The sequence below is a fragment of the Nonomuraea fuscirosea genome (assembly GCF_035917475.1).
GTDB classification, from domain to species: Bacteria; Actinomycetota; Actinomycetes; order Streptosporangiales; family Streptosporangiaceae; genus Nonomuraea; species Nonomuraea fuscirosea.
On sequence record NZ_CP109074.1, the window covers coordinates 10483949 to 10506113 of the forward strand.

General features: G+C 69.0%; 22 protein-coding genes, 1 tRNA gene and 1 riboswitch. Of the genes, 11 read left to right on the top strand and 12 right to left on the bottom strand.

Going from position 1 to position 22165, the window contains the following annotated elements; genetic code table 11:
• Positions 1–28 precede the first annotated feature (28 nt).
• On the top strand, positions 29–898 hold the full coding sequence (locus OIE67_RS48225; RefSeq protein WP_326633265.1) for a rhomboid family intramembrane serine protease: 870 nt from the start codon (positions 29–31) through the stop codon (positions 896–898).
• A 34-nt stretch (positions 899–932) separates the two neighbouring features.
• On the opposite strand, the gene OIE67_RS48230 is transcribed toward OIE67_RS48225, so the two are convergent.
• Positions 933–1178, bottom strand: a complete 246-nt coding sequence (locus tag OIE67_RS48230) for a cell division protein CrgA (protein WP_106247376.1) — start codon at positions 1176–1178, stop codon at positions 933–935.
• A gap of 99 nt (positions 1179–1277) precedes the next feature.
• On the opposite strand from OIE67_RS48230, the gene OIE67_RS48235 reads away from it, so the two are divergent.
• The 3 genes from OIE67_RS48235 to OIE67_RS48245 are packed head-to-tail and all read left to right on the top strand — an operon-like array spanning position 1278 to position 2672.
• Entirely contained in the window at positions 1278–1943 is a 666-nt protein-coding gene (locus OIE67_RS48235) for a class E sortase (protein ID WP_245956226.1), read from the top strand.
• A gap of 1 nt (position 1944) precedes the next feature.
• The gene (locus tag OIE67_RS48240) at positions 1945–2103 is read left to right on the top strand and encodes a hypothetical protein (protein WP_181308151.1); all 159 of its coding nucleotides are present in this window, start codon (positions 1945–1947) and stop codon (positions 2101–2103) included.
• Positions 2100–2672 (top strand): anthranilate synthase component II, encoded by a 573-nt coding sequence (locus OIE67_RS48245; RefSeq protein WP_106247377.1) that lies wholly within the window; start codon positions 2100–2102, stop codon positions 2670–2672. The genes OIE67_RS48240 and OIE67_RS48245 overlap by 4 nt, the downstream gene beginning before the upstream one ends.
• Before the next feature lie 152 nt (positions 2673–2824).
• On the opposite strand, the gene pknB is transcribed toward OIE67_RS48245, so the two are convergent.
• The 7 genes from pknB to OIE67_RS48280 all read right to left on the bottom strand — a co-directional run bounded on the left by pknB (position 2825) and on the right by OIE67_RS48280 (position 11565).
• Positions 2825–4693, bottom strand: coding sequence for a Stk1 family PASTA domain-containing Ser/Thr kinase (gene pknB, locus OIE67_RS48250; RefSeq protein ID WP_326633271.1), 1869 nt, complete (start codon positions 4691–4693; stop codon positions 2825–2827).
• 83 nt (positions 4694–4776) lie between these two features.
• Complete coding sequence (locus OIE67_RS48255) at positions 4777–6141, bottom strand: serine/threonine-protein kinase (RefSeq protein ID WP_326633273.1); 1365 nt, start codon at positions 6139–6141, stop codon at positions 4777–4779.
• A gap of 21 nt (positions 6142–6162) precedes the next feature.
• Positions 6163–7623 (bottom strand): peptidoglycan D,D-transpeptidase FtsI family protein, encoded by a 1461-nt coding sequence (locus OIE67_RS48260; protein ID WP_326633276.1) that lies wholly within the window; start codon positions 7621–7623, stop codon positions 6163–6165.
• Positions 7620–9038, bottom strand: a complete 1419-nt coding sequence (locus tag OIE67_RS48265; RefSeq protein ID WP_326633278.1) for an FtsW/RodA/SpoVE family cell cycle protein — start codon at positions 9036–9038, stop codon at positions 7620–7622. Before OIE67_RS48265 ends, OIE67_RS48260 begins: the two co-directional genes overlap by 4 nt.
• Positions 9039–10340 carry a Stp1/IreP family PP2C-type Ser/Thr phosphatase gene (locus OIE67_RS48270; protein WP_326633280.1) on the bottom strand — a complete coding sequence of 434 codons (1302 nt, stop codon included), beginning with the start codon at positions 10338–10340 and terminating at the stop codon, positions 9039–9041. It abuts the gene before it with no gap.
• Entirely contained in the window at positions 10337–10807 is a 471-nt protein-coding gene (locus OIE67_RS48275) for an FHA domain-containing protein FhaB/FipA (protein WP_106247386.1), read from the bottom strand. The genes OIE67_RS48270 and OIE67_RS48275 overlap by 4 nt, the downstream gene beginning before the upstream one ends.
• Before the next feature lie 17 nt (positions 10808–10824).
• On the bottom strand, positions 10825–11565 hold the full coding sequence (locus OIE67_RS48280; RefSeq protein WP_106247387.1) for an FhaA domain-containing protein: 741 nt from the start codon (positions 11563–11565) through the stop codon (positions 10825–10827).
• A gap of 199 nt (positions 11566–11764) precedes the next feature.
• Between OIE67_RS48280 and OIE67_RS48285 the strand changes: the two genes are divergently transcribed.
• A tRNA-Leu gene (locus OIE67_RS48285) sits at positions 11765–11847 on the top strand.
• Between the two features lie 499 nt (positions 11848–12346).
• Here OIE67_RS48285 and OIE67_RS48290 read toward each other — a convergent pair.
• Entirely contained in the window at positions 12347–13357 is a 1011-nt protein-coding gene (locus OIE67_RS48290; RefSeq protein ID WP_326633284.1) for a hemolysin family protein, read from the bottom strand.
• Positions 13354–14706 carry a hemolysin family protein gene (locus tag OIE67_RS48295; RefSeq protein ID WP_326633286.1) on the bottom strand — a complete coding sequence of 451 codons (1353 nt, stop codon included), beginning with the start codon at positions 14704–14706 and terminating at the stop codon, positions 13354–13356. The genes OIE67_RS48290 and OIE67_RS48295 overlap by 4 nt, the downstream gene beginning before the upstream one ends.
• A gap of 244 nt (positions 14707–14950) precedes the next feature.
• Between OIE67_RS48295 and OIE67_RS48300 the strand changes: the two genes are divergently transcribed.
• From OIE67_RS48300 to OIE67_RS48310, 3 genes are read left to right on the top strand one after another with little or no spacing between them, the layout of a single operon-like run.
• Positions 14951–16249 (top strand): LCP family protein, encoded by a 1299-nt coding sequence (locus tag OIE67_RS48300; RefSeq protein WP_326633288.1) that lies wholly within the window; start codon positions 14951–14953, stop codon positions 16247–16249.
• Positions 16250–16282: 33 nt separating this feature from the next.
• Complete coding sequence (locus OIE67_RS48305; protein WP_326633291.1) at positions 16283–16888, top strand: TenA family protein; 606 nt, start codon at positions 16283–16285, stop codon at positions 16886–16888.
• A gap of 31 nt (positions 16889–16919) precedes the next feature.
• Positions 16920–17798: an Fpg/Nei family DNA glycosylase gene (locus OIE67_RS48310; RefSeq protein ID WP_106247395.1), complete on the top strand. Its 879-nt coding sequence runs from the start codon at positions 16920–16922 to the stop codon at positions 17796–17798.
• A 50-nt stretch (positions 17799–17848) separates the two neighbouring features.
• Here the strand turns inward: OIE67_RS48310 and OIE67_RS48315 are convergent, their stop codons facing one another.
• Positions 17849–19222, bottom strand: coding sequence for an MFS transporter (locus tag OIE67_RS48315; protein ID WP_326633293.1), 1374 nt, complete (start codon positions 19220–19222; stop codon positions 17849–17851).
• 103 nt (positions 19223–19325) lie between these two features.
• On the opposite strand from OIE67_RS48315, the gene OIE67_RS48320 reads away from it, so the two are divergent.
• The 3 genes from OIE67_RS48320 (at position 19326) to OIE67_RS48330 (ending at position 21590) form a co-directional block, all read left to right on the top strand.
• Positions 19326–19757, top strand: a complete 432-nt coding sequence (locus OIE67_RS48320) for a winged helix-turn-helix transcriptional regulator (RefSeq protein ID WP_326633295.1) — start codon at positions 19326–19328, stop codon at positions 19755–19757.
• Positions 19754–20077, top strand: coding sequence for a rhodanese-like domain-containing protein (locus OIE67_RS48325; RefSeq protein ID WP_106247399.1), 324 nt, complete (start codon positions 19754–19756; stop codon positions 20075–20077). Before OIE67_RS48320 ends, OIE67_RS48325 begins: the two co-directional genes overlap by 4 nt.
• A 72-nt stretch (positions 20078–20149) precedes the next feature.
• A riboswitch (TPP riboswitch) is annotated at positions 20150–20262 on the top strand.
• Positions 20253–21590: a purine-cytosine permease family protein gene (locus OIE67_RS48330; protein ID WP_326633298.1), complete on the top strand. Its 1338-nt coding sequence runs from the start codon at positions 20253–20255 to the stop codon at positions 21588–21590. (Overlaps the previous riboswitch by 10 nt.)
• On the opposite strand, the gene OIE67_RS48335 is transcribed toward OIE67_RS48330, so the two are convergent.
• The gene (locus OIE67_RS48335) at positions 21550–22128 is read right to left on the bottom strand and encodes a methylated-DNA--[protein]-cysteine S-methyltransferase (protein WP_326633300.1); all 579 of its coding nucleotides are present in this window, start codon (positions 22126–22128) and stop codon (positions 21550–21552) included. The genes OIE67_RS48330 and OIE67_RS48335 overlap by 41 nt on opposite strands.
• Positions 22129–22165: the final 37 nt, after the last annotated feature.

The following is a 22165-nucleotide window of genomic DNA, read 5'->3' on the forward strand; positions in this document are numbered from 1 at the left end:
ACGCTTCGGCAAGCCTTAGGCTTCGGTCATGACCAGCCAGCCGCCCAGCCCGCCCCCGCAGCCCGAGCAGCCCGAGCAGGCGGTGCCCACGTGCTACCGACACCCGGGCAAGGAGACGTGGGTCCGCTGCCAGCGATGTGAGCGCCCCATCTGTCCCGACTGCATGCGCGACGCCGCGGTCGGCTTCCAGTGCCCCGAGTGCGTGGCCGAGGGCAACAAGGGCCTGCGCCAGGCCAGGTCCACCTTCGGCGGCAACGTCGTACGCACGCCGATCGTCACGTACGCCCTCCTGGTGATCAACGTCCTGGTCTTCGGCGCCCAATACCTCACGGGCAACCAGGTCACGGCCGAGCTGGCCATGTGGCCTGGCGGCGTGGCCGTCCACGACCAGTACTACCGGCTGATCACCGGGGCCTTCGTGCACAACGACATCTTCCACATCCTGTTCAACTCCTGGGCCCTCTACGTCGTCGGCCCCTATCTGGAGCGCGCCTTCGGCCACGTCCGCTTCTCGGCGCTCTACCTGATCGGCGCGCTCGGCGGCTCCGTGCTCGGCCTCTGGCTCGACCCGCTCATGCAGCCGACGGTAGGCGCGTCCGGCGCCATCTTCGGCCTGTTCGCCGCCGTCTTCGTGGTGGGCCGCAAGCTCGACCTCGACGTGCGCGGCATCGCCGTGCTCATCGTGATCAACCTGGCCATCACGTTCATCGTCCCCGGCATCAGCTGGACCGGCCACATCGGCGGGCTGATCACCGGAGCGCTGCTGTCAGGAGCACTGGCCTACGCCCCCAGGAACAACAGGACCCTCTGGCAGGTGCTGGCGATCGCGGGAGCGCTGGCCGTGCTGGCCGTGCTGGTGATGGTCAGGGTGTCGGCCATCCTGAGCGGCGCGGCCTGACTTCAACAGCCTGTGGAAAAGACTGTGGAAAGAACTAGCGCCAGCGGGTGGAAAGCACCACACCGAAGATGATGAAAACAAACCCGATCAGCAGGTTCCAGTTCTGGAGGTCGCTGAAGAAGGGCGCCTGCGGTGCGACGTAATAGATCGAGATCCACAGGATGCCGACGATCCATGCGACGACCATCGTGGGCGCCAGCCAGCGCGGGCTGACCTTGACCTGCTGTGACCTCTGCGGCGGGGTGTAAACCGCCTTCTTGCGAGCCTTGGACTTGGGCACTGGATAACTCCTGCTGGCGGCCTGGGCTTCCGGATCGTCCACAGGCTCTTCGATAAGCGTAGTTGAAGCGTGCCCCAGGATAGTCGCCACGCGCATGACATGGCGATCCCCCTGGGCCGCTTCGCCGCCGAATACGCTGACCGGATGCGGGCCATGCTGCGGGCCGTGGGGGAGATGTGCATCACCGCGGGCCTGATCCTCATGCTGTTCTGCGCCTACCTGCTCTGGGGCACCGGCGCCTACACCGAGAGCCAGCAGCTGCTGCTCCAGCGCCAGCTCGCCGCGAAGAAGGCGGGGCCGCCCCGGCCCGAGCAGCCGGTCCGGCCGGGCCAGGCCGTCGCGCTGCTGCGCATCCCCAAGCTGGGCCGCGACTATCAGTACGCCGTGGTCGAGGGCGTCGGCGCCGACCAGCTCAGGAAGGGCCCGGGACACTACCCCGACACCGCCATGCCGGGCCAGGTCGGCAACTTCGTGCTGTCGGGCCACCGCACCACGTACGCGGCGCCGTTCAACGAGATCGACGAGCTCGAACGCGACGACGAGATCGTCGTGGAGACCCGTGAGGCCCGCCACACCTACCGCGTGACCTCCCAGGACATCGTGCGGCCCGACGAGGTCGACGTACTGGCCCCCGTGCCCGGCAAGCCCGACATCCGGCCCATCCGCGCCTTCATCACGCTGTCCACCTGCCACCCCGAATACTCGGCCGCCGAGCGGCTCATCGTCTACGGCGTCCTGAAGGACAGCGAACCACGCGAGGAGTGAAATGTACGCCTGGCTCTGGCGCAAGCTGCCCGGCCGCCCGCGCACCCGGATCCTGACGGCCCTCGTCCTGGCCGGTGCGGCGGTGGCCGTACTCTGGTATGTCGTGTTCCCGCTCCTGGAGCCCGTGGTGACGCTGGACGAGGTGACCGTAGCCAAATGAGCCGCGTGCTGGTCGTGGACAACCACGACAGCTTCGTCCACACCATCGTGCAGTACCTGCGCGAGCTGGGCGCCGACTGCGACGTGCGCCCGCGCGACGACGTACGCGTCCACGACGCCGACGGCTTCGACGGCGTCCTGATCAGCCCGGGCCCCGGCACCCCCGAGGCGGCCGGCGTGAGCGTCCCCCTGGTCCATCACGCGGCCGATAGACGCCTGCCGCTGCTCGGCGTCTGCCTCGGCCACCAGGCCATCGCCATCGCGTACGGCGCCACCGTGACCCGCGCCCCCGAGCTCTTCCACGGCAGGACCAGCGCCGTCGCCCACGACGGCCAGGGCGTGTTCCGGACCCTGCCCTCACCCGTCCGGATGACCCGCTACCACTCGCTGGCCGTGCTGCCCGGCACGGTGCCCGCGGCGCTCGACGTGACCGCGCGCACGGAGGACGGCGTCATCATGGGCCTGCGGCACCGTGAGGCCCCGATAGAGGGCATCCAGTTCCATCCCGAGTCCGTGCTGTCGGAGCATGGTCACCGGTTGCTCCGGAATTGGCTGCGCGGAATCGTGTAACGAACCTCTCGCCCGGAGCGAGGTACAAGTGAGCGTCCCCGCCGTTGCCCCCGAGCGGCGGGGGCGTTCTTTTTGTGCCCGAAGGGCGCACAGCCGAAGGGCCGCCCTCCCCCTCGCCGGGGAAGGGCGGCCCTTCGCGCGTACGCGGGACCTCAGCCGTTCAGGCCGCCGCCGAGGCCGTCGTCGCCGCCGGTGTCACCGTCGCTCGGAGGCTCGTCCTGGTCCGGGAAACCGTCGCTCGGCTGCTCGTCCGTCGGGACCTCGTCCGTCGGCACCTCGTCGGTGGGCGGCGGGGCGCTCTCCTCGGGACCGGTGGACACCACGATCGTGACCGTCGTGTTCGCCGGGTACTTGGCGCCCTCACCCGGGTTCTGCTGCACGACCGTGCCCTCCGGCACCTCGTTGCTGGGCTGCGGGTTGACCTTGACCTTGAAGCCCGAGGACTTGAGCTGCGCGGTGGCGTCCGCCTGGGTGAGCCCGATCACGCTGGGCACCTCGCCGAGCTCCTTCGGGATGAAGAGCGTGACCGTGCCGCCCTTCTCCACCGAGGATCCGGCCTTCGGGTCGGTGGCGATGACGGTGTTCTGCGGCCTGGACGAGTTTCTCGTCTTGATGACGCCGCGCAGGTTGGCCTCGGTGAGGATCGCCTCGGCGTCCTCCTTGGACTTGCCGATGAGACCGTCGGGGACCTTCACCTTCTCCGTGCCCTTGGACACGATGAGCTTGACCCCGGACTCCGGCTCGACCTTGGTGCCCTCGGCGGGCTCCGTCTTGATGACGGCGCCCTTCTCGATCTCCGAGCTGAAGTCCTGCGTCACCTGGACGGTCAGTCCGAGTTTCTCCAGCTCGCCCTTGGCGTAGGAGCCCTCCTGCGAGGCGAGCGACGGGATCGTGACCATCGTGTCGGTCGGCGAGTCCTTGCCGGCGAACACCACGTAGCCGATGGTGATGAAGCCACCGATGATGAGCAGCGGAATGATGATCCACAACGCGGTCTTGAGCACGGTGTTGCCGCCGCTGTTGCCGGCCCGGCGCCGGCCGCCGCCGCGGCCGCCCTCGTCGTACTCGTAGTCGGGGATCGCGCCGGAGCGCTGCGTGGCCGGGCCGGCGGCGGACTGGGTCGCGGTCATCATCCGCGTGCCCTGGTAGTTGCTCATCGCCATCGTCTGGGCGTCGACCGGCATGCCGGACATCGCCCGCTGGATGTCGGCCCGCATCTCGCCGGCGTTCTGGTAGCGGTGCGCCGGATCCTTGGCCATGGCCTTGAGCACGATCGCGTCGGCCCAGGCCGGGATCTCGGGGTCGATCTGCGACGGCGGGATCGGGTCCTCGCGCACGTGCTGGTAGGCGATCGCCACCGGGGAGTCGCCGGTGAACGGCGGCTGGCCGGTGAGCAGCTCGTACAGCAGGCAGCCGGTGGAGTAGATGTCGCTGCGCGCGTCGACCCGCTCGCCGCGGGCCTGCTCGGGCGACAGGTATTGGGCGGTGCCGATCACCTGGGCCGTCTGCGTCATCGTGGCCGCCGAGTCGGCCATCGCGCGGGCGATGCCGAAGTCCATCACCTTGACGTCGCCGGCGCGGGTGATCATGACGTTGGCTGGCTTGATGTCGCGGTGCACGATGCCGCCGCGGTGGCTGTAGTCGAGAGCGCGCAGGATGCCGTCGACCAGCTCGACCGCGCGCTCGGGCAGCAACCGCCGATCCTGGCGCAGCAGGTCGCGCAGCGTCCGGCCGTCGACGTACTCCATCACGATGTACGGCACGGGGGTGCCGTCGGTGGAGTCTTCGCCGGTGTCGTAGACCGCGACGACGGCCGGGTGGTTCAGGGAGGCCGCCGACTGCGCCTCACGGCGGAAGCGGGCCTGGAAGGTGTGGTCGCGCGCCAGGTCGGAGCGGAGGGTTTTGATCGCGACTATGCGGTCCAGCCGGATGTCTCGGGCGCGATACACCTCGGCCATGCCGCCGCGCCCGACGACACCGTCGAGCTCGTAGCGACCTCCGAGTAGCCGAGGCTGAGTCATTTCCTGCACTGTCCCTTACCGTTCATCTTGGGTACCGGCCGGCTCGGGGGGCCGCCGGTGTCCATCATCGACCCCGTAGCGCATCACGTCTCCTCTTTGGGCGGGTTTGTTTCACCCGGGTCCGGCGAGGCGGTGGGTGTCGGACTTGTCGGTGTATCTGTGGGCGTTGGGGTCGGGGTGGGCTTAGGGGTAGGGGTGGTCCGGGTCGGTTTCGGCGTCGGCTTCCTCGTCGGAGTAGCCGTCTTGCTTACCGTAGCCGAAGGCGAGGCTATAGGCCGCTGCGACTTCGTCGGAACCACCGTGGGCCGGCGAGTGCGCGGCTTGGTCTTCGACGGTTTCACCCGCGGGGGCGACGGGCTCTTCGTCGTCTGGCGTACCGTCGCCGACGGCTCGGCCACCTCGGGCGGCGCCGGTGGCTGCCGGTTGGCGAAGGAGATCGCCGTCAGCCCCACCGCCGCCGCGCAACCCGCCGCGGCGACCAGTGCCAGCGTCCTGGCGCCTCTCCTGCGGCCCCCAGACCGCTCCTGCATCGTCGCGGCCGGTTGGAGGTCGTCGGTCGCCCGCTCGTCCTCAGCGGCCGGCTCGCGGACGCGGAAGCCTCCCGGGTCGGTGAGCATGCTGAGCTCGGCGCCCTGCGCCACGCCGGCCAGCGACTCGCGCAGCACGTAGGCGCGGTCGGACAGCTCCAGCGCGGTCGCCGGGCGCTGCGCCGGCTCCTTGGCCAGCAGCGACATGACCAGCTCGCGCACCGGCGCGGGCACGTCGACCCCGAGCGGCGGCGGCTGCTCGTTGAGGTGCAGCAGCGCGATCGCCACCTGGCTGTCGGCCCGGAACGGTGTCCGCCCCGCCAGGCACTCGTAGGCCACCACGCCCAGCGAGTAGAGGTCGGTCGACGGCGTGAGCGCGAAGCCCTGCGCCTGCTCGGGGCTGACGTACTGGGCCGTGCCGAGCACGGTGCCCGTCTGCGTCACCGGCGCCGCCTCCAGGGCGCGCGCGATGCCGAAGTCGGTCACCTTGATCGCGCCATCGGGCGTGACCAGCAGGTTGCCCGGCTTGATGTCGCGGTGGATGATCCCGGCCGAGTGCGCCGCGTGCAGCGCCTTGGCCGTCTGGTGGACGACGTCGAGGGTCACCTCGGGCCCGATGGCGCCGTTGCGCGCCAGGATGGCCGACAGCGGCTCCCCGTGCACCAGCTCCATCACGAGGTAGGCCAGGTCGTCCTGCTCGCCGTAGTCGAAGATCTGCGCCACACCCGGGTCGGCCAGCGCCGCGGTGATGCGCGCCTCGTTGCGGAAGCGCTCGCGGAAGGTGAGGTCGGCGTAGATGTGGCTGCGCAGGATCTTCACCGCCACCTCGCGGCCCAGCAACTCGTCGCGGGCACGCCAGACCTCTCCCATACCGCCCGTGGCGATGCGGGAGATCAGCAGATAGCGGTTACGGAGCCGCATGATGCAGCAGGGTACCGTCACTCACTTGTTCAGCACCGCCTCCAGCACAGCCTTTGCGATCGGCGCGGCGGTGTGACCGCCGGTCGCCTCCGCGCCGACCGAGGCGGCACCGGACTCGACGATGACGGCCAGAGCCACCTTGGGGTCCTCCGCGGGCGCGAAGGAGATGAACCAGGCGTGCGGAGGCTTGCCGTCGCTGGTCTCCGCGGTGCCCGTCTTGCCCGCTACTTGGACGCCCGGCACCTGCGCCAGGTTGGCCGTTCCGTTGGAGACGACGCTCACCATCATGTCGCGCAGCTTGCCCGCCGTCCCGGAGCTGACGGCGGTGGTCAGCTCCTGGGGGTCGGCCGCGTCGAGCTCGTCGCCCTTGGAGTCGGTGATCTTGTTGACGAGGTACGGCTTCATCACCGTGCCGTCGTTGGCGATGCCCGCGGCGATCATGGCCATCTGCAGCGGCGTCATCCGGTTGCTGCGCTGCCCGATGGAGGCCATGGCCACGGCCGCCTGGTCCTCCTTCTTGCCGAAGTCGCTCTGAGCCACCGGCATCGGCACGGCGATCGGCTCGCCCATGCCGAACTTCTCGGTCTGCTCCTTCATCTTGTCGTAGCCCAGCTCCATGCCGATCGAGCCGAACGGCGTGTTGCAGGACTTCTCCAGCGCGTAGACCAGGGTGACCTGCCCGCTGCCGCAGGCCGCGCCGCCGTAGTTGGGCAGGCTGATGTTCGTGTTGGGCAGCGGCAGCCGCTGCGGGGCCTCCACGGTGGTGTCGGGCCCGCGCGAGGAGTCGTCCTCGAGGAAAGCCGCCGCCGTCACGACCTTGAACGTCGACCCCGGCGCGTACGTCTGGCCGATGGCCCGGTTGAGCAGCGGCTGGTCCTTGTCCTTGGCCAGCTCGTCGTAGCGGCTGAACACCTTGCCCTTGTTCGTGCCCGACAGCTCGGTGGGGTCGTAGGTGGGCAGCGAGACCATCGCCAGGATGCCGCCGGTCTTCGGGTCGAGCGCGACCAGCGCGCCGCGCTTGCCGCTCTGCCGCAACGCGTCGTAGGCCGCCTTCTGCGCCTTCGGGTTGATGGTCAGATCGACGTTGGCGCCCCGGGTGGGCTCGCCCGTGAACAGGTCGATGCTGCGCCGCAGCAGCAGGTCGGCGCTGGAGCCGTCGAGCAGCTTGTTCTCGGTCGCCTCGATGGCGTCGGCGCTCTCGGGGGAGAAGAAGCCGGTGACGTGGGCGTAGAGCTTCGCGTCAGGATATTTCCGGATGAAGCGGAACTCCTTGTTGCCGGTGTCGACCGACTGGGCGATCACCTTGCCGCCGGCCGTGATGCGGCCCCGCTCGATCGCGTACCGCTCGAAGAAGTTGCGCTGGTTGCGGGAGTCGCTCTGCAGATTCTCCGCGCGCACCGCCTGGATGATGTTCACGTTGACCATCAGGAGCGCGAACATGGCCAGACAGGCCACGGCCGCGCGCTTCAATGTCCGGTTCATCGCTGGAACACCTGCGTCAGTCCTTCGTTCTGGATCGCCTGGGGCGGGGGCCTGCGCGCCGCGTCCGACATGCGTACCAGGAGCGCGATAAGGATCCAGTTAGCCAGCAGCGCCGAGCCGCCCTGTGACATGAACGGCGTCACCAGGCCGGTCAGGGGGATCAGGTTCGTCACGCCGCCGACGATGATGAAGACCTGCCAGGCCAGGATGAACGACAGGCCGCCCGCCAGCAGCTTCGAGAACGGGTCGCGGGCCGCCAGCGAAGTGCGCAGGCCCCGCTGCACCAGCAGCGCGTAGAGCATGAGCAGCGCCATCAGGCCGGTCAGGCCCAGCTCCTCGCCGGTCGCGGCGAAGATGAAGTCGGAGAAGCTCAGCGGGATCAGGTAGGGGTGCCCCTGGCCGAGACCCGTGCCCAGGATGCCGCCCGCGCCGAAGCCGTAGAGCCCCTGCATGATCTGGAAGCTCTTGCCGCACATCGCGTCGCCCGGCGGGCTGGTCTGGCAGACGTCGGCGTTGCCGTAGTAGACCGGGTTGGCCGGGTCGAGCCACGAGTCGAAGCGGGCCCCCACGTGGTCGAAGACCTGCCCGGCGAGGAAGGCGCCGCCGACGAACAGCAGAATGCCGATCAGCACCCACGAGGTGCGCTGCGTGGCGATGTAGAGCATCGCGATGAACGTGCCGAACAGCAGCAGCGAGGTGCCCAGGTCCTTCTCGAACACCAGGACCAGCAGGCTCAGCACCCACGTGGCGAGCACCGGGCCGAGGTCTCTAGCCCGCGGCAGGTCGATGAACAGCAGCCGCCGCCCGGCCAGCGCCAGCACGTCGCGCTTGGCCACCAGGTAACCGGCGAAGAAGACCACCAGCGCCAGCTTGGCGAACTCGCCCGGCTGGATGGAGAAGCCGCCGATCCTGATCCAGATCTTCGCGCCCTGCACCTCGCTGAGGCTGCCGGGCAGCAGCGCGGGGATCGCCAGCAGCACCAGGCCCACCGCGCCCGCCGTGTACGTCAGGCGCTGCAGCATGCGATGGTCACGCACCACGACCAGCGTGATCGAGAACATGACGACCCCGAGCGCGGTCCACATGATCTGGCTGTTGGTGGAGGCGCCGCCCATCCCGGCCGCCTCCAGCCGGTAGATCACCACCAGACCCAGGCCGTTGATCAGCGTCACCAGCGGCAGGATCAGCGGATCGGCCCACGGGGCGAACTTGGCCAGGACGAAATAGGCGGCCAGCATCAGGCCGCCGAGCCCGAGCCCGTAGGCGAGCATGCCGGCCGGGATCTGGCCGTCGACGGCCAGGCCCACATTGGCGTACGCGCCCATGATGACCACGACCGCCAGGGCGAGCATGACCAGCTGGGCCATGCGCCGCTTGGCGGGCATCGCTACGGGGGTGACGGCGACTTCGCTCATCTATCGCTGTTTCGTCTTGGTGGCGGAGGCGGTGGGAGTGGGGCTCTCACTCGCCTCCGGTGGGGTTTCCTCGTTGTCCTTCTGCTGCTCGGTGAACTTCAAACCGTTGATCTTCGTGATGCCTTCGGCCTCGGTGGTGACGGGGATGCCACCCTTGATCAGTGCCTGGTCCGCCTCGGACAGCTGGGAGATCTTCCTGCCAGTGGCCTTGGAGACGTGAAAGAGCGGGAAGGGGCCCAGCTCCTTCTGTATCCCCTGGAACACGACCACCTCGTCGCCCCTAGCACCGACGAAGAACTGGTCCTGAGTCCACTGATATCCAAAGTAACCGCCGACGCCCACCACGACGACGCCTACACCGAGCACGGTGACCAGAACGGGCCACATCCGACGACGTTTCCGCGGCCGCCGGGACGCCGCCTCGGCGACCGGCTCCTCGAACGCGTCATCGGTGAGCACCGGCTGGGGTGCGGTCACCGCGCCGGCTCGCCCCGGCGAAGTGTCCTGCGGACTTCCGTGCAGCCTGGTCATGCCCGCGGCGCCGACCACGGCGGCCTCCACAGGCACCTGCTGCCCGTCGTTGATCTCCAGCACGTCGGCCAGAACGCAGGTGATGTTGTCGGGCCCCCCACCCCGGTTCGCCAGATCGATGAGCTGGCGGACGACCTCTTCAGGATCGTCGATGTTGGTGAGCGTGGCGTGCATCGTCTCCGCGCTCACCACCCCGGAGAGCCCGTCGGAGCACAGCAGGTAACGATCGCCTATCTGCGCCTCGCGCAGCGTGAGGTCGGGATCGACCTCGCCACTGCCGTCGAGGGCGCGCAGCAGGATCGAACGCTGCGGATGGGTGGCCGCCTCCTCCGGCGTGATGCGCCCGTCGTCGACGAGCTGCTGCACCAGCGTGTGATCGTGGGTGATCTGGTACAGCTCACCACGTCTCAGTAGATAGGCGCGCGAGTCGCCCACATGGACCAAGGCGACCTGGGTGCCGTGCCAGAGCATGGCCGTGAGAGTCGTGCCCATGCCTTTGAGGCTGGGATCCCGCCCCACCATCTCGTGCAGCTTGCGATTGGCGTCGCGTACCGCGGCCTCGATGGCGTTGAGCAGGTCACCCCCCTGTTGGGCCTCGTCGAGAGAGGCCATGGCGGCGATGGCGACTGAGCTCGCCACCTCGCCGTGTGCGTGCCCGCCCATGCCGTCGGCGACGGCCAGCAGGCGGCCGCTAGCGTACGCCGAGTCCTCGTTTCCTTCGCGGAGGAGGCCGACGTCCGAGCGGGCGGCGTAGCGGAGTGCGATGGTCATTTGCGCAATTCAATGACTGTCTTGCCGACGCGGATCGGAACACCGAGCGGCACCGGGGTCGGGCGGGTGACTTTCGAGCGGTCGAGATACGTGCCGTTGGTGGACCCAAGATCTTCCACGATCCATTGACCGTCCTGAGGGAAGAGCCGGGCATGCCGGCTGGAAGCGTAGTCGTCGGTGACTACCAGCGTGGCGTCATTCGCCCGGCCAATGGTGATGGGCGTCTCCGTGAGAGTGATGGTGGTGCCTTGGAGGGGGCCACCGGTGACGATGAGCTGGCGTGGCTCGCCCTTCTTGCTCTTGGGCTTCGCCACGGGTTTGGCGGGTTTCGCGGCCTTGCGTGCACCTGCGGTGGCCGTGCGTGAACCGAACAAGTCAGTCCGGATCACGCCGACTGCGGCAATGACGAAGAACCACAGCACCGCCAGGAATGCGAGCCGGATCAGCAGCAGCGTGAGCTCGGACATGGACCGTCTGTCTACCCCTAATCGCGCCGGAACACCAGAGTCGTACGCCCCAGAGTCACTCGCGTGCCGTTCTGGAGCTCGATCCTGCGTACCGGCTGGCCATTGACGAAAGTGCCGTTCGTCGATCCGAGATCCACGAGAGCCACCAGCTGGCCCTCGACACGTAGCTCCGCGTGATGCCGAGAGACGCCCGGATCGACTAGACGAAGATCGCAGTCCGTGCCCCTGCCGAGCAAGGTCACCGGAGTGGTGAGCTCGTAAGAGCGGTCACCCTGCGGATCGTCCTGGGTGGACACGAGCAGCCGAGGCCGCCCGTTGAACGCGTGCGGCCTCGACGGAGGCAGGTCGCTCGCCGGCTGGCGAATCTCGTCCTGCTCCACCGTCGCACCGCGGATGACCCCAGACCGGATGCGGAACAAGCCCACAGCCAGATCGCCTGCGGTTTCGAAACGGACCCGGACCGGTCCCACGAAAGAGTAGCCCTGTTCTTTGGCGTACTCCCTGGCGAGGTTGGCCAGCTCGTGGCTGATGCTGTCGGCGTAGACCTCAAGCCGTTCGCTGTCGGTCGTGGACAACTCAACCACGAAGTCGTTGGGCACGAGCGTGCGACCCTGCGCGACGATCGCCGCACGCTCATCCATCTCCCGCTGAACCGCGCTGGCGACCTCGACCGGCTGAAGGTCAGATTTGAACGCCCGCGCAAAGGCTCCCTCAACCAAGCCTTCGAGCCTTCGCTCGAAGCGCTGAAGGACTCCCACCGGGTACCTCCCTTCCTCCGTGCATATGATCGCGGCCCCCAGACGCTCCGGCGCCCGGTTTCCGCTCGTTCCCACGTCACGGCCTTCCAGACGCTCATCGGCTGTCGCGCCCAGCTCCTCCGCTCCCGTGTCTTATGCGATCGTATCCGGGTTCAGTACCAGTGGCTGTTCCGTGCTACTGTTCTTTCCGCACCCACAAGGGCGGGTGGCGGAACGGCAGACGCGCACGGTTCAGGTCCGTGTGTCCGAAAGGACGTGAGGGTTCAAATCCCTCCTCGCCCACTCGGTGACTGGGGACTCTTGGTCGCTGGCCTTTGGCCAGCTTTCCTTGGGTCCCCTCGTCATATCTGACCGGGGGATGACCCCCGGACCCCCAGTGTTTTTCGCTTTGCTCCTGGGGCCGGAGGCCCCAGACCCCCGGCACAACCCTGTTGGGGTTCCGGCTTGGGTGACTGTTTTCCCTTGTCGGTTCCCGGGGCAAGTCCTGCTGGGTTCCAGCTCCAGGTGACTGTTCTGGTCTTGCTGATGCTGCTGGGTTCTTGGCTTTGTGGGTGCTTTGGCGTTGATGCCGTGGCCCCCCGTCTGGCCGTCTGGGTCTTTGTGCCGCTTGCTGGCTTCACCACCTTGGCGAAGGTTGGGGAGGGTCGCAAGAGGGTGCGTCTTTCTTTTCTGGCACCTGTTGGTAACGGCTGTGGGCGCCTTCGGAGCTTGAGCCCGGATGGTTGCAAGGTGGTTTCTGGTGGCTTGCTGCCATCCGGGCCTTTTGTGGGTTAGGTCACACTTAAGCGGCTCTGGTGTCGAGGAGTTCGCCCACCAGGTCGGTGAGACTGACCATTCCTATGACGGTTCCCTCCTGGTTCGTTACCAGGGCCAGGTGGGATCGCCGCTCCTGGAGGGTGGTCACCGCCTCGGGGACCTGGGTGGTGCAGGGCAGCTTGGGCAGCGGCCTGGCCAGGTCGCCGGCCGTGCTTCCCGGCGTCAGCAGGGCGTCCCGCACGTGGAGCGCCTGGTCGATGCCCGTGGGGGTCTCCACCAGGAGGCGGAGGTGGGCGCTGCCCGCCGCCGTCTTCCTGATCTCGGTCGCCGTCGCCGTCGCCTTGACCTTGATCGCCTGGTCGATGGGGACCATGAGGCGTTCGATGCCCTCGTCGTCCAGGCGGAGTGCTCTGGTGAGGAGGTCGTGCTCCTCCCGGTCCAGCAGGCCCATCCGGCCCGACTCGCCCACCAGCAGGGCCAGCTGGCGTGGGGTTCTCGTCGTCGCCAGTTCGTCTCTCGGCTGGACGCCGAAGAGGTGGAGTATCAAGTTGGTCACCGCGTTCAGCGCTGAGAGCAGCGGGCGCATGACCGTGGTGAAGGCCCTGAACGGGAAGGTCAGGATCAGGGCCGCGCGCTCGGGATGGGTAAGCGCCCAGCTCTTCGGGGCCATCTCGCCCACCACCATGTGGAGGAAGGTGACCAGGGCCAGCGCCAGCGTCAGGGCTATGGGCAGTCGCAGGGCCTCGGGAACGCCGATGGCCGCGAAGACCGGCTCCAGATAGTGCTCGATCGCCGGCTCGGTCACCTGGCCCAGACCCAGCGTGCACAGGGTGATGCCGAGCTGGGCGCCGGCGAGCATGAGGGACAGGCGGCGGCTGCCGCCCGCCGCCGACTTGGCCGCCAGCCTGACCAGGCGGTTGCCGCCCGTCGCCATCTCCTCCAGGCGGTGGCGCCTGGAGGAGACGAAGGCGAACTCGGCGGCCACGAACAGGGCGTTGAGCGCCAGCAGGGCGAGGCTGAGAATGATCATGGTCATCGGCGGGTCGCCTCCGCGTGCTGGATGGGGGTCAGGCGCACCCATTCGGGTACGCGGCGGTTCAGCGACATGACCATGAGCTCAGCCAGGTGCTCCTGGTCCTCTTCCGCGAACGGGTCCTGGTTGTCGGGCACGACCGGCACCGTGACCGTGTCGCCCGGGTTCGGCATCCGGCCCAGCCTGGCCAGGACCAGACCGGCGAGGGTGTCGTAGTCGTCGCTCTCGGGCAGCGAGACGCCCGTCGCGCGTTCGACCTCGTCGAGCCGGAGGGTGCCGGGCACCTCCCAGACGCCGCCGGGCTGCTCGACGGCGCCGGCCGGCTCCGGGTCGTTCTCGTCGACCAGTTCGCCCACCAGCTCCTCGGCCAGGTCCTCGACCGTGATGACGCCGGCCAGGCCGCCGTACTCGTCGATGACGAGGACGATGTCGTCCTTCGCCGTCCGCATCCGGTCGAGGACGGCGGGCAGCGGGACGGAGTCCGGCACCATGAGGGCGGGCCGGGTGATGCGGGCGATGTCGCCGGTCTCCAGGCCGGAGGTCAGCAGTTCGCGTACGCCCGTCACACCCGCGACGTCGCCGTCCTCGCCCAGCACCGGGTAGCGGGAGTGGCCGCAGGTGCGCATGACGTCGAGCAGGTCGGCGATGGGTTGTGAGGTGCGCAGGGCCACCACCCTGGGGCGGGGGACCATGATCTCCTCGGCGGTGCGGTCGCCGAACTCCAGGGCCCGCTCCAGCAGGTCCGACAGCCGCGGCGGCAGCTCGCCCGCCTGCGTCGACTCCGCGATGATGCGAGAGAGCTCCTCCGGGGTCGCGCCGTGTTCGACCTCCTCCACCGGCTCGATGCCGACCCGCTTGAGCAGGCCGGTGGCGGCGGAGTCGAACAGCTTGACCACCGGGCCCACGACGGCCAGGTAGACCAGCGTCGAGGAGGCCAGGAACTTGGCCACCGGCTCCGGCCTGGCGATGCCCAGGTTCTTCGGGGCCAGTTCGCCGAAGACCATCTGCACGACCGTCGCCACGAAGACGCCGCTGGCCACGGAGACACCCGTGATCATGGCGTCGGACAGGCCCGCGTCGGTCAGCCACGGCCGTACGATGACGGCGATCGCGGGCTCGGCCAGGAAGCCGACCAGCAGCGCCGTCACCGTGATGCCCAGCTGGGCGCCGGAGAGCATGAAGGACAGGCGGGAGGTCACTTGCAGCGCCTTCTCGGCGGCGGCGTCGCCCGCGGCGGCCTGCTCACGCAGCAGGGACCGGTCGGCGGCGACGAAGGCGAACTCCTGGGCGACGAAATAACCGGTCGCGGCGGTGAGGAGCAGGAGGGCGAGAAGCCCGAGATAGGCGCTCACCGGAGTGAGCCCTCAGAGGAACCCGTGCCCGAGCACGGGCGAAGATCCCACGGGTCCGGATCGGACACGATCATCCCTTCGATAGACATCGTCCATAACCGTAACGACGCTGTTGGCATCTATGTTTCCGCAGTGACTCTCAGCTAGTTCCGCGTACTTTTCCGTGGGAAAACCTTGCCGGAACGTCTTCACTGCTGAGGGGTTCGACGTAGCGTTTATGACAAAGCGAAGGGAAGTAGGCGAAGTGACTGAGGACGACCGTACGCGGGCGATGCGCTCACCAGGCGACGGCCGCCCGCTGCCACCACGGCCCGGCGACGTGCCGCGTTCGGGTGGCGCGCCAGCGCACCGCATGCCCGCCGCGGGCCCCTCGGGAGGCCCTGTGGGCAATCCCGCGGCGCCCACGCACAAGCTTCCCGTCGTGGGCTCCCCCGGGCCTCAGCCTGGGGCCCCTGAGGACCAGCAGCGGGGTGCCGGCTCGCGGTCGCGGGTCTACGGGCGTCAGCGGTCCGGGCAGAGTCCGGTCAAGCCGTTCGGGTCGCGGAGCGACTCCGGTGAGCCGGCTCCGCGACGGCCGCGTAGGAAGATCTCCTGGAAGATCGTCGTCGGAGGTCTGGCCGGGTTACTGGTTCTGCTGCTGGTGGCCGCGATCGGCATGTTCTTCTGGATCGACTCCCGGCTGGCCGGCATCGACGGCGTGCTCGACGACTACGAGGGGCGTCCCGGCGACACCCCCGGCACCAACTGGCTGCTGGTGGGCTCCGACAGCCGTAAGGGGCTGAGCGCGGCCCAGCGCAAGAAGCTCGCCACCGGGCGGGCCGCCGGGCAGCGCACCGACTCGATGATGCTGCTGCACATCCCCGAGGGCAGCGACAAGCCGACGCTGGTCAGCCTGCCGCGCGACTCGGCCGTCACCATCCCGGGCAGGGGCCGCGACAAGCTCAACTCCGCGTACGCGCTGGGCGGGCCCAAGCTGCTGGTCCGCACCGTGGAGACGGTGACGGGGGTGCACGTCGACAACTACATGGAGATCGGCTTCGCGGGCTTCGTGGACATCGTGGACGCCGTCGGCGGCGTCGAGATCAACGTACGCGCGGCCGTCAACGACCCCAAGGCGGGGCTCAAGCTGAAGAAGGGCCCCCAGGTTCTCACCGGCTCGCAGGCCCTCGGCTACGTCCGCACCCGCAAGGGCGGCGCGCTGCCCGACTTCGAGCGCACCAAGCGGCAGCGGCAGTTCCTCGGCGCGGTCGTGAAGAAGGCCGCCAGCCCCGGAGTGCTGCTCAACCCGTTCACCGCCATCCCGCTGGCGATGAGCGCCACCGACGCGGTCGAGGTCGACTCGGGCACGGGGGCGTTCAACATGCTCTCCCTGGGGCTGGCCATGGGTGACAGCCCGGTGACCACGGTGGTGCCGTTCGGCGGCAACGAGACGGTCGCGGGCGGCGGTGCGGCCGTCAAGTGGGATCGCACCAAGGCGCTGGCGCTGTTCAACGCGCTGAAGGAGGACAAGCCGGTGCCGAAGGACATCCTGGACGCCGGATGAGTCTGTGTCAGGGGTGGGCTTAACCTCCTGACCATGAGCATTTCCGACAAGCTTCATGCCATCGGGCGGCCCCTGCTCCAGGACCAGCTCGCGCACCCGACCGTGGCCGGGATCGGGCGTGGCGACCTGCCGGAGCAGGTGTTCCGTTCGTGGCTGGAGCAGGACTACCTGTTCCTGCTGGACTATGTACGGGTCTTCGCCCGGCTGGCCTGGCAGGCGCCCGACGGGCATCTCGGCGACCTGGTGGATCTGGCGCACACCACCTATCACGACGAGCTGAGCCTGCACCGGTCGATGTCGGCGGGGTTCGGGGCCGATCTGGAGGGGGCGGTGAAGGGGCCGGCGTGCGCGGCGTACACGCGGTTCCTGCTGGAGTCGGCGGCGACGTACGGGGAGGGGCTGGCGGCCCTCTATCCGTGCATGTGGGGATATTCGAGTCTCGGGCGGATATTGGCGGAGAATCCGCCTGCTGAGCCGAGATATCGGGCCTGGGTGGACACGTACGCGGACCCGGGGTTCGCGGCGCTGACCGAACGCATCGCGCGCATGATCGACGAGGCGGATCCGGCCCCGGAGCGGGCGGAGGCCCTGTTCAGGGAGGGGATGGCGCACGAACTGGCGTTCTGGGACGTGCCGTAGAACAGTCGGTGGCGCGTCGTAGTCTGGTGGCATGCCCGAACTTCCCGAGGTGGAGTCGCTCACCCACTTCCTGCGCGAGCGGGCGGTGGGCCGCACGATTCTGGGGGTCGACGTGGTCGCCTTCCAGGCGCTCAAGACGTTCGATCCGCCGGTCGGCGCGCTCGGCGGGCTGACCGTCACCGGCGTGACCAGGCACGGCAAGTTCCTCGACCTCGACTGCGACGGTCTCCATCTGGTCATCCATCTGGCCCGCGCGGGGTGGCTGCGCTGGCGGGACGACCTGTCGGGGGCCAAGCCGGTGCGGCCGGGGAAGGGGCCGCTGGCGGTGCGGGTGCGGCTGGCCCCTGACGACGAAGGGCTGGCGCCGGGGTTCGAGCTGACGGAGGCGGGGACGCAGAAGCGTCTCGCCGTCTATGTGACGAAAAATCCGGACCAAGTGCCCGGCGTCGCCGCTCTCGGCCCCGATCCCCTCGCCGACTCCTTCACGGTCGAGGCGCTCAAGCGCATCGTCGGCGGCAACCGCACCCAGATCAAGGGGCTGCTGCGCGACCAGAAGGTCATCGCCGGCATCGGCAACGCCTACTCCGACGAGGTGCTGCACGCCGCGAAGATGTCCCCGTTCAAGATCGCCGGTAGTCTGACGGACGCCCAGATCGCCGACCTGCACGAGGCCATCGTCACCACGCTGGCGGACGCGGTCGAGCGGGCCCACGGGCTGGCGGCCAAGGATCTGAAGGCGGAGAAGAAGTCGGGGCTGCGCGTGCACAACCGGGCGGGGCAGCCGTGCGACGTGTGCGGCGACACGATCAGAGAGGTGTCGTTCGCCGACTCCTCGCTCCAGTACTGCCCCACGTGCCAGACGGGCGGCAAGCCGCTGGCCGACCGCCGCCTGTCCAAACTGCTCAAATAGCCGCCTGGCCATTGACCGCGTGCCCGGGTGGCGGAGCCGGCCCCGCGGGCTCAGGCGGCGCTGAGGGCGCGGTCTCTCGTCCGGGGGCGCAGAGCGCTCACGGCGACCAGCGCGCCCAGCAGCGTGGCCGTGACGGGCACCAGCAGCGCCGTGCGCATCGCGGCCAGCCCGGCCTCGGGGTCCGTGCCGCCGCCCAGGGCGGCCACGTTGACCGCGGTCACCATCGACAGGCCCAGCGCCGCCCCGAACTGGAACGAGGAGTTGATCAGCCCGCCGGCCAGCCCCTGCTCGTGCTCGGCCACCCCGTCCGTGGCCACGATGGTCACCGGGCCGTAGACGAAGGCGAACATCAGGCCGATGAGCAGCATGGAGGGCAGCATGGCCGCGTACGTCCAGTCGAGCCCCACGCCCAGGAACAACGCGTAGGCCAGCAGGCCCGACAGCAGGCCGCCGAGCACGACCCTGGCGCTGCCGAATCGGTTGACCAGCCAGGGGGTGAGCACCGGGGCGATCACCACGTCGACGGCCGCCGCCAGCAGGGCCAGGCCGGTCTGGATGGTCGACCACCCGCGCAGTTCCTGGAGGTAGATCGTGACCAGGAACTGGAAGCCGAAGAACGAGGCCGTGAGCAGGACGGCCATCACGTTGGCGCGGATCAGCGTGGCCGAGCGCAGCAGGCCGAGCCGGACGAGCGGGCTGGCCGACCGGCGCTCGACGGCGGTGAAGGCCGCCACCAGGGCCAGGCCGCCGGCGAAGGCCGCCACCGTGAGGGGCCAGCCGTCGGCCGGGTGCTCCAGACGTACGACGCCATAGGCCAGGAGCATCATCGCGCCCGTGATCGTCACCGCGCCCATCACGTCGAAGCCGCCCGCCGGACGGTCCTCCCGGACCGGCTCCCTGATCAGGGGGACGGCGGCGATCAGGATGAGCAGCGACATCAGCACGGGCGCGAAGAACACCCAGCGCCAGCCGATCGCGGTCAGCAGGCCGCCGGCCACGAGCCCGAGCGCGAAGCCGCCCGCCGCCGTGCCCGCGTAGATGAGCAGGGCCTGGTTGCGCAGCCTGCCCTCGGGAAAGGTCGTGGTGATCAGCGAGAGCCCGGCGGGCGTCAGGAACGCGGCGGCCACCCCCGTGACGAACCTGGCCAGCAGCAGCACCCAGCCCTCGTCCGCGAAGCCGCCGAGCCCGGAGAAGACCAGGAACACCACCAGCCAGAGCAGGAACATCCGCCGCCGTCCCAGCAGGTCGGCCGCCCGGCCGCCGAGCAGCATGAAACCGCCGTAACCGAGCACGTACGCGCTCACGACCCCGCTCAGCATGCCCGTGGACAGCCCGAGGTCGGCCCTGATGGCCGGAAGGGCGATGTTCAGCATGGCCACGTCGATGCCTTCGAGAAAGATGGCACCGCACAGAACGATCAGCACACCCCACGATCGGGCAGGCACGGACATCTCAGACCCCCGGTTACTTCTCTGCATATCGGTTATTTCTTGTAACCGGTCACATCATGAGTCACCATGGGAGACGATGGAAGACGGCACTTTCGAATCACTCGGTTACCGCGAAGGCACCATGGACGACTACGACGTTCGGCAGTGGGACACCCGCGAGGACTGCGAGGTCCGGCAGATCCTCGACCGCATCGCGGACAAGTGGTCGCTGCTGGTGATCGCCCTGCTCGACTGCGAGAGCCTGCGCTTCACCCAGCTGCGCCGCGAGATCGACGGCGTCAGCCAGCGCATGCTCAGCGTCACCCTGCGCCAGCTCGAACGCGACGGCCTGGTCAGCCGCACGGTCCACCCCGTGGTCCCGCCCCGGGTCGACTACGCGCTGACGCCGCTCGGCCGTACCCTGCACGAGACCATCAAGTCCCTGGTCACGTGGACCGAGGCGCACCAGCAGGAGATCGCCGCGGCGCGTGCCGCCTACGACCAGCGACGCGAGATGATGGAGGCATGACCGTTCCCGAGATCGAGGCCAACGCCGTTCCCGCCGATGCCTACCTGCTCGACGTCCGTGAGCAGGACGAATGGGTGGCGGGGCACGCGCCGCAGGCCGTGCACATCCCCATGACCCAGATTCAGGGCCGGGTCGACGAGGTTCCCGCCGACACGACCGTCTACGTCGTCTGCCGCGTGGGCGGCCGGTCGATGCAGGTCACGGCCTGGCTCAACCAGCTCGGGCGCGAGGCGATCAACGTCGGCGGCGGCATGCAGTCGTGGGAGTTCGCCCGCCGGCCGATGGTGAGCGAGACGGGGCAGGAGCCGTTCGTCGCCTGAATCGGGGGTAGGGCAGCAAGTCGCCCACTATGGCGGTTCTGCCGCCATTGAGGCATGATGAGGGCGCAAACTACAGATTGTCGCGGGAGCTCGGGGTCGCCGGGCTGAGAGGGCAGCACGTTCCGCTGCCGACCGCCGGAACCTGTCCGGATAATGCCGGCGTAGGGAGTGTGCGATGTCGCACGGCGTCGAAGAAGTTCCGCTGACCCTCGAAGGCGAGCCCCCGAAGACCCTGGGCGTGCTCGATCAGGGTGCGCTCTGGGCGAATCTCGGAGTGAGCCTCCTCGGCTTCTCCGGCGCCCTGTTCCTGATCAACCCACTGGGCGGCGCCCCGCTCACCCTGGGCGCCGCGCTCGTGGCCACGGTGGTGGGCAGCCTCATCGGCACCGCCATGGTCGGCCTGTCCGCGATCCCCGGCACGCGTACGGGGCAGCCGGCCATGGTGCTGCTGCGCGGCCTGTTCGGCGCCAAAATCTCCTACGTGCCGACGGTGCTGAACATCGTGCAGATGCTCGGCTGGGGCGCCTTCGAGCTGTGGGTGATCGCCAAGGGCGCCACGGCGATCTTCGGCTCGGTGCCGTACCAGGTGTGGGTGATCGTGGCCGGGGTGCTGACCACCGCGCTGAGCATCTGGCCGCTCGGCTCGATCCGGCTGCTGCGCCGGTACGTCACCGTCGGCGTGATCATCGCGATGATCTGGTTCACCGTGTTCTTCCTGCGCGAGGCGCCGCCGCAGACCGGCGGGACGTGGACGGCCTTCCCCGCCGCGGTCGACTACGTGATCGCGCTGTCGGTGTCCTGGGTTCCCATGGCCGCGGACTTCGCCCGCCACTCGCGCTCCAGCAGGGCCGCCTTCACCGGCGTGGTCGGCGGCTACACCCTGGCCCAGGTCGCCTGCCTCGGGCTGGGCGTCTACGCGGTGGCGATGGCGGGGGTCGCCCAGGTGCAGGCCGACGGGACCTCGGTGTTCAGCCCGTTCGTGGCGATGCCGCTGGGCGCGCTGTTCTTCGGCATCCTGGTCCTGCGCGAGACCGACCAGTCCTTCGCCAACGTCTACTCGACCACCGTCTCGCTGCAGAACCTGCTGCCGCGGATGGACCGGCGCGTCTTCTCCGTCCTCATCGGCGTGCTCACCGTGGTGATCGCGCTGCTGGTCGACGTCACGTCCTACGGCGCGTTCCTGGGCGTGATCGGGGCGGTGTTCGTGCCGATGTTCGCCGTCCTCGCCGTGGACTACTTCGTGCTGCGCCGCGGCGAGAGCTGGAACACCGCGCAGGACGCGCCCTCACGCTGGTCGATGCTGGTGCCGTGGGCGCTCGGCTTCGCGGCCTACTGGCTGACCACCTCGACGCCGACGGTCGAGGCGTGGGACGGGCTCTGGACGAGCCTGCGCGAGGCCATCGGCTTCACCCGGCAGACCTGGATGAACGGCGCGCTCGGCGGGGCCTTGGTGGCCGCGCTCGTCACGCTGCTCATCGGCCTGGCGCTGCGGCGGCCCGCTGTTCGACGTTGAGCAGGTGCTGCTTGGCGACGGACCCGCCGGCGTAGTCGCCGAGCGCGCCGTCCTCGCGCACCACCCGGTGGCAGGGCACGATCACGCAGACGGGGTTGGAGGACAGCGCGTTGCCGATCGCCCGCAGCGCGCGCGGCCGGCCGATGCTCTGGCCGATCTCCTCCAGCGTCGTGGTCGTGCCGTAGGGGACGGCCATCGTCTTCTGCAGCACCGTGCGCGCGAACGGCGTCGCCAGCGCCAGGTCCACCGGCAGCGTGAACGCGCGCAGCCGCCCGGAGAAGTAGGCGTCCAGCTCTCTGCGGACCGGGTCGAGCCGTCGCGCGTCGGGCCCGATGAAGCTGCCCACATGCCTGCTGACCAGCTCGAAGACGTCGTTCTCCGCCTCGAAGCTGCACGCCGCGACGCCCTTGCCCGTCACGGCCAGCACCAACCGGCCCACAGCCCCGTCATAGGTGCCGAAAGCGATGTCGGGCGGCGTATCACCTCGATAGGTGCTAGAGGTCACACGCAGCAGGGCATCGAGATCGTTGCTCGACATACCCTCAACCTCCACCCGCCGGAATCACCGTGACCGC